This is a genomic window from Sphingomonas aerolata, assembly GCF_023935825.1.
Lineage (GTDB): Bacteria > Pseudomonadota > Alphaproteobacteria > Sphingomonadales > Sphingomonadaceae > Sphingomonas > Sphingomonas aerolata.
The window spans coordinates 248,915-260,464 of the sequence record NZ_CP098762.1; the positions used below are offsets into that span (position 1 = coordinate 248,915).

The following is an 11,550-nucleotide window of genomic DNA, read 5'->3' on the forward strand; positions in this document are numbered from 1 at the left end:
CCGCCCGTGACCGAATCGACCAAGGATATCGACACGCTCGCCAAGGGCGGTCGGACCAACATTGCGGGCTTCGTCCTCCGCCTCGCCGCGCGCATCCCGTTCCTGTTCATCGCGGGCCGCATTTACGGCCCGGACCTGGTCGGCCGGTTCGCGATCGCGGTCGTGGTGGTCGAACTCGCTGCGCTGCTGGCGACGCTCGGCCTCAAGCGCGGTCTCGCGCAGGCGCTGAGCAGCACCGAGCGGCCGCACGCCTATGTCGTGTGGGATGCGATGGCGGTGGCGTTCGTCGCGTCGCTGATCGCGAGCGCGGTACTCTTCACCTTCCCCGAGATCATGTACCCCAATACAGCGATCACCGGGCTCGACCGATTCCTGCCGCTGATCATCGTCGCGGTCGCCTGGTCCGACGTCAGCCTGGCGGCACTCGCCTATCGGCTGAACGTCAAGGCCGCGGTCACCGCACGCGCGGTGGTCGAGCCATGGACGATCTCGATCGCCGCCTGGGCCTTCTCCTATTTCACGATCCGCGACGGGCTCGTGCTGAGCTATGTCGCGTCGATGACTGCGGCGCTCATCGCCAGCCTCGTGCCGTTCGTGCGCAGCTACGGGCTGCCGCGCGGCTGGTCGCCGCATCTGCGCCCGCTCTATGCGCTCGCCCGCGCCAATGTGCCACTGGCGGGCGCGGACATCCTCGAATGGGGCAGCCGCAACGTCGACCGCTTCATCCTCGGCGTGATGTTCGAGCCCAAGGTCGTCGGCATCTATTACATGGCGCAACAGGTCGCGAGCCTGCCGCAGAAGCTCAAGACGAGCTTCGACCCGATCCTCGGCCCCGTCATCACGCAGAGCCTCGCGATCAACGACCGCGCGGCGATCGCCAACCAGGTCCGCCAGGTCGCGTTCTGGATCATGGCGGCACAGGGTGGCCTCGCGCTGATGGGCTCGATTCCCGGCGAGGCGGTGATGGGCGTGGTCGGGCCGCAATTCGTCGCTGGCACCGCCGCGCTCGCCTTCCTGCTGACCGCCGAATTCCTCGCCTCGAGCGGCGCGGTCAGCGAATCCGCGCTCGTCTATATCGCGCGGCACCGCAATCTGATGATCTCGGCGGTGATGCTCGCCTTCCAGATCGGCCTCAGCTTCACGCTGATCTTCGCGATCCGCCGCCTCGGCTATCCGGTCAATTATCAGGCTGCGGGACCCGCGATCGCGCTCATGATCTCGGTCGCGCTGACCTCGGTGATCAAGTCGCGGCTGCTCGGAAGCCTGCTCGGCGCGAGCGTCTCGCCGTGGCGCTGGCCGCTGGTCTGGGCCGCGCTTGCGGCGATCGTCGTGGGCGCGGGCTTTACCGCGCTGCCCAAGCGGCTCGAATGGGTCGAACTCGCGGTCGGCGAGCCGGCGATCGCCGCGACCTATCTCTTCATCCTGTGGAAATGGGCGTTCGGGCCCGCCGACCGCGCCCTGTTCGCCAAGACCCCCGAGCCCAGCGAAGCGACGCTGCCGCGGAGCGGGTCCCCGGTCCGCTGATCCGGCCCCCCGAAGCCGGGGGGCCGCCGGCGATCAATGGCGGAAGTGGCGCATCCCGGTAAACACCATCGCCAGCCCCGCCTCGTCCGCCGCCGCGATCACGTCGGCGTCGCGGATTGATCCGCCCGGCTGGATCACCGCGGTCGCGCCTGCCTCAACCGCCGCGAGCAGCCCGTCGGCAAACGGGAAGAACGCGTCGGAGGCAACCGCCGCGCCGATCGTCCGCGGCGTCGCCCAGGCCGCCTTGTCCGCCGCATCCTTGGCCTTCCACGCAGCGATGCGCGCGGATTCGAGGCGGTTCATCTGCCCCGCGCCGATGCCCGCGGTGCTGCCGTCCTTGGCATAGACGATCGCGTTCGACTTGGTGTGCTTGGCGACGGTCCACGCGAAGCGGCAGTCGGCGAGCTCCTGCGCCGTGGGCTGGCGCTTCGTCACCACCTGCAACTCGCCAGGCGTGCCGTTGTCGCGCCCCTGGACGAGCCAGCCACCCGCGATCGACTTGGCGGTGAGCCCTGCGCGCGCCGCATCGGGCAGGTCGCCGGTCAGAAGCAGACGCAGATTCTTCTTCGCGGCGAACAGTGCGATCGCCTCCTCATCGGCATCGGGTGCGACGACGACTTCGGTGAAGATGCCGGTGATCGCGCGCGCGGTCTCGACATCGAGACGGCGGTTGACCGCGATGATCCCGCCGAACGCCGACACGGTGTCGCAGGCGAACGCCGCGGCATAGGCCTCCTCGAGCGTCGCGGCGGTCGCGACGCCGCACGGATTGGCGTGCTTGACGATGACGACCGAGGGGGCGGCATCACGGAACTCGGCGACGAGCTCGAGCGCGGCGTCCGCGTCGTTCAAATTGTTGTAGCTCAGCGCCTTGCCCTGCACCTGACGCGCCTGGCCGATGCCGAGGACGCCATCGGTCGCGGTGTAGAAGGCCGCCGACTGGTGCGGGTTCTCGCCGTAGCGGAGCGCATCGCCGCGCTTGAGCGTGATCGGCAACGTGGCCGGAAACTGCTCGCCCTGATCGACCGTGCCGAACCAGGTCGCGATCGCCGAGTCATAGGCGGCGGTGGTCGCGAACGCCTTGGCGGCGAGGCGCTTGCGGTCGTCGAGCGTCGTGCTGCCGCCCGCGACCAGCGCATAGTCTGCGGGATCGGTGACGATCGCGACATAGGCATGGTTCTTGGCGGCCGAGCGCACCATGCTGGGGCCACCTATGTCGATATTCTCGATCACCGTGTCGCGGTCCGCGCCCTTGGCGACGGTCGCCTCGAACGGGTAGAGATTGACGATCACGAGGTCGATCGCGACGATCTGGTGCTCTTCCATCGACGCGGCATGCCCCGCATCGTCGCGCACCGCGAGGAGGCCACCGTGCACCATCGGGTGCAGCGTCTTCACGCGGCCATCCATCATCTCGGGAAAGCCGGTCAGCTCCGACACGTCGCGCACCGTCAGCCCTGCCGCACGCAGCGCGGTGGCGGTACCGCCGGTCGACACCAGCTCGACACCGTGGCTCGCAAGCGCGGTGCCGAGATCGACGATCCCGGTCTTGTCGGAGACGGACAGGAGTGCGCGCTTTATCGGGATGCTGGTCATGACAGGTCTTTCGTGATCCGGGTTTCGCCGTGCGGCGGGCCTTAGCGTCGGTTGACGTTGGGGAACAGGGGGCGGGTCGCGCGCAGATGTCGCCGTCTCGCGTCACGCCACGAATATAGCACCTCCCCGGCGGAGGCCGGGGTCCAGTTGGGGAACGTCGCCAACCTAAGACGACGCTTCGTCATCGCCACCTTTCCAACTGGACCCCGGCCTCCGTCGGGGAGGGTGATTGTAAACGCTCTCGGTTTGGCGCTCAGGCCTTTTTCAGTGCCCAGCTCACGCTCGCGCCACCCGCCGCGGCCTCGCCGGTGATCATCAGTTGCTGCGTCGCGACCGGGCGGCCGTCCGCGTCGATCCAGACGCTGTCCTCGACCACCAGCGCGCCGCCGCGGCAGCGGAACTGCCAGATCGCGCCGCCCGGCAGGCGGAGTATCGCGCCCAGACCGTCCGCGGTCGGCGACACCTGTACCCCCGCGCCCAGATGGAAGCGGATCGCGAACAGCGAGAGGCCCAGGCGCCGCTTGCTGCCCTTGGGCAACAGCGCGTCTTCGCCCCGTAATTCACGGCCGTCACCGGTCAGCATCAGCTGACGGCGGTGCACAAAGCCCCAGCGCCGGACATAGCCATCATGGCTCGCTTCGATCCGGCTCGCTGCCTCCGATTCCTGCCGGCTCAGCTCGACTTCGGCGACACCGCGGCCGAGCGTCCCGTCGGCATGGATCGCAGTCGAGTTGCTGTCGGCGATCGTCAGCGTCGAATGCGCCGCGGTCGACCGCAAGCCCTCGACCATGGCCGGCGGCAATTGCGCGATCCCCGCCCGCGCGCCGCCGCAATTGACGACGAGCCGCGCCGGGCCATCGGAGAATTCGAACGCGAGCGTCGAAGCGCACCCGCCTTCGACCAGGCGTGCGACGGGTGGCGGCGCGGCGTCGACGATCAGCACCGAGGAGGCCGCCGCCAGCCGCTGATAGCCCCAGTCGCGCGCCTGGCGGAGCGGCCGGGTCCGGACGCCGCTCGCCTCGATCACGGCGGCGACCTGGGTCTCGCTGGCGGGGCCCCCGCCCTGCCAGCTCGACAGCCCAAGATCGCCATGCGTCACGCCGAGCAGCGCCGCGACCATCCTGGTGAGCGTCGTCGCGACGGGTTCGGGCAAGACCAGGTTGCGCGCCAGATAGCTGTCCTGGAGCAGCGTCAGAAGCTGGATCGAATCGAGCAGCATCGCCGGGCTGCGCGAGACCGAACCGCCATCGTCGAACAACCCGGTGCCGAGCGCGCGCAGCAGCCCGGCCTCACCGAACGCACGGCGCGGGTCACCGCCCGGGATCAGCAGCCCGGCGGCAACCACGCCGCACCATGCCGCGATCCGCGGTGCGCCTGCGGGCACCTTGTCCGCGCTGCGATCGAGGTGCAGCGCGCCCCGCGCGAGCGCGTTCAGCACCTTCGAGCGGTAAACGAGGTCAGACGACGACAGGATCAGCGGCGCATGCGCGGTCCAGAACAGGATCCGCCTGCCCCAGAGGTCCGGCCGCCACGCGATCCCGCCCGGCGCGTCGGCATAGGCGGTCAGCCACAGCCCCATCAGATATTCGGCGATCGGTGCCCCGCGTGCGCGGGTTGCGACGGTCGACAGGTCGCGCAGCCAGGCAAAGCTGTGAAAATAGTCGGCAAAGGGACCGGGCAGCGGCTTTGCCAGATCGAGCGTCTCGATATCGCGCGCCTCGCCGCGGAACGACAGCAGGCCCTCGAGCAGCATCGTGCCCCGCGGGATGTCGCCGAGCACCGGATCCTCGGGGACTGCGATCAGCTTGAGCGGATAGCGTCCCTTGAGCCGCAAGGCATGGAGCGGCGTACGCCAGGTCAGGCGGTGAAAGCGCTCCGCCAGCCGGTCGGCGAGCGACAGCCCGTTGTCGCCGCCGAGCCGGATCAGGCGACGTCCTTCGTCGATACCGTCGAGCATTGGATCGGTCACGGGATCGGGCTGGTCGGTCAATCGCCCCTCAATGCCGCGATGTTGGCGGCATACTGTGCCGGCCCCCCGCGAAACACCGACGTCCCCGCGACCAGCGCGTCCGCACCCGCATCGATGCAGCGCTTCGCCCATTCGGCGTCGACACCGCCATCGACCTCGAGATCGATCATGCGGCCACTCTTCTCGATCATCGTCCGGATCGCGGTGATCTTCTTGAGCTGGCTGGGGATGAAGCTCTGCCCGCCAAACCCGGGATTGACGCTCATCACCAGCACGAGGTCGACCATGTCGAGCAGGTAATCGAGCATCTTCGCCGGCGTACCGGGGCAGATCACGACGCCCGCGCGCTTGCCGAGCGACTTGATGTGCTGGAGCGAGCGGTGGATGTGTGGGCTGGCCTCGTAATGCACGGTGATGCAGTCGGCGCCGGCCTCCGCGAACGCATCGAGATATGCGTCGACGGGGGCGATCATCAGATGGACGTCGAACGGCTTGGCGGTGACGCCGCGCACCGACTTCATGACCGCGGGGCCGAACGAGATGTTGGGCACGAAATGCCCGTCCATGACGTCGATATGGATCCAGTCGGCGCCGGCCGCATCGATGGCGCGGACCTCCTCACCCAGTTTGGCGAAGTCGGCGGACAGGATCGAGGGGGCGATGCGGACGGGTTGCATGAATGTGTCCTAGCGGGGGATTCACGTGGTGCGAAGGCCTTCAATCCTCCCCCAAAGCGGGGGAGGAATGATCAGGCGCGCTTCAGACGGGTGATGAAGAAGCCATCGCAACCGCCTTGTTCGGCGAGCATGCCCGGCAGCGTGCGGACGGTGCCGGTGTCGGTCGGCGTGATCCCGGCGGGGAGCTCGGCCTGGTCGACCGGCACGATCGAATAGTCGCTGCGCGCAGACAGGAACGCGTCGAGCTGCGCCTCGCCTTCCGCCGGTTCGAGCGAACAGGTGGCGTAGACGAGCGTGCCGCCGGGCTTCACCCAGTCGGCCGCGCGCGCGAAGATCCGCGCCTGCAGCGCGGCGGTCTCGGCGATGATCGAGGGGCGAACGCGGTGGAGCACGTCGGGGTGGCGACGGAAGATGCCGGTCGCGCTGCACGGCGCGTCGATCAGGATCGCGTCGGCGGGCTCGGCGGGCGCCCATTCGAGAAGGTCGGCGTTCACCACCTCGGCCTTCAGATGCGTGCGATAGAGATTCTCGCGCAGACGTTTGATCCGGCTCTGCGAATTGTCGACCGAGGTGACGGTCCAGCCCGCCGAAGCAAGCTGCAGCGTCTTGCCGCCGGGCGCCGCGCACAGATCGAGGACATGGCCCCCCCCCTTGCCCAGCAAGCGCGCGGGCAGTGAGGCGGCGATGTCCTGCACCCACCAGGCGCCGTCGCCAAAGCCCTCCATGTCGGGGACCGAGGCGTGATCGCCCAGCCGCAGATGCCCGGGCATGAAGCTCTCGCCGCCAAGCTTCTCGCGCCAGCCTTCGGTCTCGGCGGGGTCGGCGATCGTCAGGTCGAGCGGCGGCGGTGCGGCGATCGCACGGCCCGCATCGTCGACCATCTCCTCGCCCCATGCCGCTTCCCAGCGCAGCTCGACCGGAGCGGGCAGCGTCGGCACCTCGGGCAGCAGCATGTTGGCGCGGAACAGCGTCCCGAACACGCCGTGGACAAGCTTGCGCGGACCGCCATCGACCAGCGGCAGCACGGTCGAGATCGCGGCGTGCGACGGCGTGCCCAGGATCAGCACCTGGACGAGCGCGATCCGCAGCGCCATCCGCGCCTTCGCATCGTCGGGCAGATTGGTCTTGGTGACCGAATCGATCATCGCGTCGAGATCGGGGAGCCGGCGCAGCGTCTCGGCGGCGATCGCATGCGCAAGCCCGCGATCGGGTCCGTGGATCGCGCGGGTCGCGGCGGGCAGCGCGGATTCGAGCGATTCCCCGCGACGCAGCACCGCGTCGAGCAGGCGCAGCGCGGCGCGGCGGGTGGGGACGCCAAGCGGCTCGGGGGCGTGGGTATAGTCGGGCATGAGAAGGTCCTTCGCGTTCGGGTGCCGCGCGCTGCATTGGCAAGTCGCACGGCGCGCCCCATGTGGCGGTTACGACGCCAACACGCAATCCGGAGAGCCATGATGGGCCAGCGCCCCGACCATGTGAAGCCACCCGCCTATCTGTCGAAGGATACACCGGTGCCACAGCCCGAGCCGATCGTGCCCGACAAGGACCCCGAACCGCGCGACCCGACGCGCTATGGCGACTGGGAACTGAAGGGCATGGCGATCGACTTCTGATACCGTTGTCACTCGCTGTCCGTCATCCTGACGAAAGTCAGGATCCAGGATCACGAACGGTGACCCAGTTGGCTCTGGATCCTGACTTTCGTCAGGATGACGGGATAGAGTGAGGATGACGGGGTAGGTCCGGTCGACGGGGTAAATCTGCGGCAGCGGTCCTGACGCAGGCGGAACGTATTTCACGGCGGCGCGTCGCGGTAGGATGAGGGGATTCTTCGCAAAACGCTGGGTGAAAATCACCGGCATCGTCGTCGCTGGCGTGCTCGTGCTAGGGTTGATCGTGCTCGCCGCCTTCCCCTGGGGCTCGCTCAAGGGGGTGATCCAGCGACAGCTCACCGCGCGGTTCGGCCGGCCGGTGACGATCGGCGGGATCGAGCGCGTCGATACATTCGGGTTCAACCCTACGATCCGCATCACCGACGTCCGTATTCCGCAGGCGGAATGGGCCGGAACGGGCGATTTCGTCCGGCTGCGCGAGGCCGAAGCCACCTTTTCCGGGCTCGCACTGCTGAAAGGTGCGTTCGGGCCGCGCGACGTGAAGGCGCGCGGGCTGCGGCTCGTGCTGGTCCGCGACAGGAACGGCCGGACCAACTGGGAACGACCGGGCAAGCCGAAGGGCGGCGGGAGCTCCACCGACCTTGACGGACTGACGATCAGCGACAGCGTGATCGCCTATCGCGACGACAAGCAGGACCGGTTCGTCACCGCACGCTTTACCGCCGATCCGGTGCGCGGCATCCGCGCGGCCGGCAACGGCACGATCCGCGGTGCGGCGGTGCGGATTGCCGTGGCGGGGCCTTCGGTCGAGCGGTTCCGGGGCAAGCCCTGGCCGTTCACCGCGTCGATCGACGGCGACGCGCTCTCGATCACCGCGAAGGGCCGGATGGACCACCCGCTCGACACCGACGCGATGGAGCTCGACGTCACCGCGCGCGCGACCGACCTCAAGCTGATCGACGCGGTGATCGAGGCGGGGCTGTTCCGCACGCAGCCGGTGTCGTTCTCCGCGCATGTCCGCCACGACCAGCCGAAATGGACCGTCACCCAGCTGAAGGGCGTGGTCGGACGGTCCGATTTCACCGGGCATGTCAGCGTCGACAAGCAGGATGGCCGGACCAAGGTCGACGGCGCGATCGTGTCGCGACGGTTTGATTTTGGCGATCTGGCGTCGGACGAGGGGAAGGCGAAGGGGGCCGCGCTCGAACGCGCGATCGGCCCACGGCTCGTGCCCAATACGCGGATCGATATCGGCAAGATCGACACGACCGACGCGCGGATGGCGTTCCGGATCAAGCGAATCGTGAGCGCCAAGGGCGCGTCACCGATCCTGTCCGCCAGGGGCGTGCTGGCGATCGACCACCAGCTGCTGACGCTCAGCGACCTCGACGCGCGATTGCCGCATGGTCGGGTCGAGGGGAAGCTGACGGTCGACCAGCGCGGCGACCGCAAGGTGCCGATGGTCAATATCAACCTGCGGCTGCGGGGCAGCAGCGTGCAGGATCTCGCGGGCGGCGGCGGCGAGTTCAGCGGCAATGTCAGCGCGCGCGCACGACTGAGGGGGCCCGGCACGACGATCCGCGCGGCGGTCGGCAATGCGAACGGCACGATCGGTTTCGTCGCGCGTGACGGGCAATTGCCGCAGGGAATCGCGGCGGCTTTGGGGTTCGATGCGGCGCGCGCGCTGCTGGCGAAGGATGGCGAGCGCGCGGGGCTGCGCTGCGTCGTGCTGAAACTCGATGTGACGCGCGGCCATGGTCGGATCGATCCGATGATCGTCGACACGACCGCCAGCCTGTTGCGCGGTCAGGGGAGCGTGGTGTTTCCCGGCGAGACGCTGAACATCCGGCTGACGGGCACGCCGAAACAGCATGCGCTGCTGCGGGTGCCGGGCTCGGCCTATATGACCGGCACGATCGAGCGGCCCGCGGTGACGATCCCGCCCGAGGTGAAGTCGGTCGGCAACATCTTCAAGGCGATCGGCCGCGCGATCACGGGAAAACAGGGCCCGACTGCGCGCGATGCGGATTGCTCGGGGCTCGCGGCGCGCGTGCTGCGCTAGACTGATCCTCCCCCGCCAGGGGGAGGATGAAGCAATCGCCTCCTGTCAGCCCGCCTCGTCCTTGAGCGGCCGCGCGAGCAGGTCGCCGATCACGTCGCGGACCGGGGCGCCTTCGAGCAGGCGGCACACCGCCTCGGTGATCGGCATGTCGACGCCCGCGTCACGCGCGGCCTCGCGCAGCACGGGGGCGGTGAATGCGCCTTCCGCGACCGTGCGGCGATCAGCCAGCAACGCCGCGGCGGCCTCGCCGCGCCCCAGCCCGACGCCAAGCGAGAAATTGCGCGAACTCGTCGAGGAACAGGTAAGCACTAGGTCGCCAAGCCCCGACAGCCCGGCGAGTGTCTCCGCACGGGCGCCGCGCGCGAGCCCGAACCGCGTCATCTCGGCAAAACCGCGCGCGATCAGCGCCGCACGCGCATTCTGGCCGAGCCCGGCGCCCTCGACCACGCCGCAGCCGATCGCGAGCACGTTCTTCACCGCCCCGCCGATCTCCGCGCCCGCGACGTCGGTCGACGCATAGGTCCGGAAATGCCGCGCCGCGAGTCGGGTCGCGAGTGCCTCGCCAAGCGCCTCGTCCTCGCAGGCGAGCGTCACCGCGGTCGGCAGCCCCGCCGCCACCTCATGCGCGAAGGTCGGCCCCGACAGCACCGCGATCGGCGCGTCGGGATGTACCGCGCGCGCGACCTCGCCGACCAGCCGCTTGCTCCCCGCCTCGATCCCCTTCGCGCACAGCACCAGCGGGATGCCGCCGACCGGCGCGGCGGCGAGCACGCTGCCGACATGCTGCGCCGGCGCGACGACGAGGATCGCGTCCATGTCTGCCAGCGCGCCGAGATCGCCGGTCGCGCGGATCGTCGGCGACAGCGCGACGCCGGCGAGAAACAGCGCGTTCGCATGAGTCGCGTTGATCGAGTCGACGACGGCCGGCTCGCGCGCCCACAGGATGACGTCACGACCTTCATGCGCGGCGACCTGTGCCAGCGCGGTGCCCCAGGCGCCGCCCCCGATGACGCCGATCCTCATGCCTTCACCCCTGCGCCGCGCACCGCCTCGGCGTCCGGATCGAGCGGCCAGCGCGGGCGGGCCGCGGTGTCGAGCGGGTCGGTCAGTCCGGCGGCGTACCGCTCCGCCCCGGCCCAGGCGATCATCGCCGCATTGTCCGTGCACAGCCAGAGCGGCGGCGCGACGAACCGCAGGCCGCGGGCCGCGGCAAGCGTCTGCAGTGCGCCGCGGACCGCGCCGTTCGCCGCGACCCCGCCCGCGACGACCAGCGCGGTGGGTGTGACCCTCAGACCGTTCAGCGCCCTGGTCGTGCGGTCGATCAGGCAATCGACCACCGCGGCCTGGAACGACGCAGCGATATCCTCCGGCGGATAGTCCCCGACGACCCGCGCGACCGCACTTTTGAGACCGGCAAAGGAGAAATGCGGTTCGGCCGAACCCTTGAGCGGGCGCGGCAGCGGCACGGCCTTTGGATTGCCAAGCGCGGCGGCCCGCTCGACCGCGGGGCCACCGGGAAAGCCGAGGCCGAGAATCTTGGCGGTCTTGTCAAACGCCTCGCCGGCGGCATCGTCGATCGTCGTCGCGAGCCGGCGATAGGCGCCGACCCCTTCGACCAGCAGCAACTGGCAATGCCCGCCCGACACCAGCAGCAGGAGATAGGGGAAGGCGAGATCGGGATCGGACAGCCGCGGCGACAGCGCATGGCCTTCCAGATGATTGACCGCGATCAACGGCTTGCCCGCGGCGTGCGCGAGCGCCTTGCCGGTGACGAGCCCGACCATGACCCCGCCGATCAGCCCCGGTCCGGCCGTCGCGGCGATCGCATCGACATCGGCCAGCTTGAGCCCCGCATCGGCCAGGGCCGCGACGATCAGCGGCTCGAGCGCCTCGACATGCGCGCGTGCCGCGATCTCCGGCACAACCCCGCCGAACGGCGCATGCGCCGCCTCCTGCCCGAGCAACCGGTGCGCCAGCACCTGTCGATCGGCGGTGACGAGCGCGGCGGCGGTTTCGTCGCAGGAGGATTCGATACCCAGAATGATCATCCCATATCCCTATCGCGCCGGACAAGGCTTGTCCTCACGCTTGTCGAACGCGCCGCGTTTCTGC

Annotated in this window: 9 protein-coding genes; 3 read left to right on the forward strand and 6 right to left on the reverse strand. The window is 69.3% G+C overall.

The genetic code is table 11. The features are described 5' to 3' along the window. Positions 1–6 precede the first annotated feature (6 nt). Positions 7–1,524: a lipopolysaccharide biosynthesis protein gene (locus tag NEF64_RS01115; protein WP_056406599.1), complete on the forward strand. Its 1,518-nt coding sequence runs from the start codon at positions 7–9 to the stop codon at positions 1,522–1,524. 33 nt (positions 1,525–1,557) lie between these two features. On the opposite strand, the gene purH is transcribed toward NEF64_RS01115, so the two are convergent. The 4 genes from purH to NEF64_RS01135 all read right to left on the reverse strand — a co-directional run bounded on the left by purH (position 1,558) and on the right by NEF64_RS01135 (position 7,115). Then, positions 1,558–3,120: a bifunctional phosphoribosylaminoimidazolecarboxamide formyltransferase/IMP cyclohydrolase gene (gene purH, locus NEF64_RS01120; RefSeq protein ID WP_031396297.1), complete on the reverse strand. Its 1,563-nt coding sequence runs from the start codon at positions 3,118–3,120 to the stop codon at positions 1,558–1,560. 253 nt (positions 3,121–3,373) lie between these two features. Next, a complete protein-coding gene (locus tag NEF64_RS01125; protein WP_056407367.1) occupies positions 3,374–5,077 on the reverse strand; it encodes a heparinase II/III family protein in 1,704 nt (567 codons plus the stop codon). Positions 5,078–5,106: 29 nt separating this feature from the next. Next, complete coding sequence (gene rpe / locus NEF64_RS01130; RefSeq protein WP_031396295.1) at positions 5,107–5,766, reverse strand: ribulose-phosphate 3-epimerase; 660 nt, start codon at positions 5,764–5,766, stop codon at positions 5,107–5,109. A 71-nt stretch (positions 5,767–5,837) separates the two neighbouring features. After that, entirely contained in the window at positions 5,838–7,115 is a 1,278-nt protein-coding gene (locus NEF64_RS01135) for an RsmB/NOP family class I SAM-dependent RNA methyltransferase (RefSeq protein WP_056406601.1), read from the reverse strand. A gap of 102 nt (positions 7,116–7,217) precedes the next feature. On the opposite strand from NEF64_RS01135, the gene NEF64_RS01140 reads away from it, so the two are divergent. Both NEF64_RS01140 and NEF64_RS01145 read left to right on the forward strand, forming a co-directional pair. Beyond that, positions 7,218–7,376 (forward strand): DUF1674 domain-containing protein, encoded by a 159-nt coding sequence (locus NEF64_RS01140; protein ID WP_081874308.1) that lies wholly within the window; start codon positions 7,218–7,220, stop codon positions 7,374–7,376. Between the two features lie 232 nt (positions 7,377–7,608). After that, complete coding sequence (locus NEF64_RS01145) at positions 7,609–9,438, forward strand: AsmA family protein (protein WP_235516389.1); 1,830 nt, start codon at positions 7,609–7,611, stop codon at positions 9,436–9,438. A gap of 45 nt (positions 9,439–9,483) precedes the next feature. Here the strand turns inward: NEF64_RS01145 and NEF64_RS01150 are convergent, their stop codons facing one another. Both NEF64_RS01150 and tsaD read right to left on the reverse strand, forming a co-directional pair. Beyond that, the gene (locus tag NEF64_RS01150; protein WP_056406605.1) at positions 9,484–10,461 is read right to left on the reverse strand and encodes an NAD(P)H-dependent glycerol-3-phosphate dehydrogenase; all 978 of its coding nucleotides are present in this window, start codon (positions 10,459–10,461) and stop codon (positions 9,484–9,486) included. Beyond that, positions 10,458–11,486 (reverse strand): tRNA (adenosine(37)-N6)-threonylcarbamoyltransferase complex transferase subunit TsaD, encoded by a 1,029-nt coding sequence (gene tsaD / locus NEF64_RS01155; protein WP_056406606.1) that lies wholly within the window; start codon positions 11,484–11,486, stop codon positions 10,458–10,460. The genes NEF64_RS01150 and tsaD overlap by 4 nt, the downstream gene beginning before the upstream one ends. Between the last annotated feature and the right edge of the window lie 64 nt (positions 11,487–11,550).

Coding starts and splice junctions, on each gene's coding strand:
- tsaD (WP_056406606.1), bottom strand. CDS start 11,486: ATGATCATTCTGGGTATCGAATCCTCCTGCGACGAAACCGCCGCCGCG.
- NEF64_RS01125 (WP_056407367.1), bottom strand. CDS start 5,077: ATGCTCGACGGTATCGACGAAGGACGTCGCCTGATCCGGCTCGGCGGC.
- NEF64_RS01135 (WP_056406601.1), bottom strand. CDS start 7,115: ATGCCCGACTATACCCACGCCCCCGAGCCGCTTGGCGTCCCCACCCGC.
- rpe (WP_031396295.1), bottom strand. CDS start 5,766: ATGCAACCCGTCCGCATCGCCCCCTCGATCCTGTCCGCCGACTTCGCC.
- purH (WP_031396297.1), bottom strand. CDS start 3,120: ATGACCAGCATCCCGATAAAGCGCGCACTCCTGTCCGTCTCCGACAAG.
- NEF64_RS01150 (WP_056406605.1), bottom strand. CDS start 10,461: ATGAGGATCGGCGTCATCGGGGGCGGCGCCTGGGGCACCGCGCTGGCA.
- NEF64_RS01140 (WP_081874308.1), top strand. CDS start 7,218: ATGGGCCAGCGCCCCGACCATGTGAAGCCACCCGCCTATCTGTCGAAG.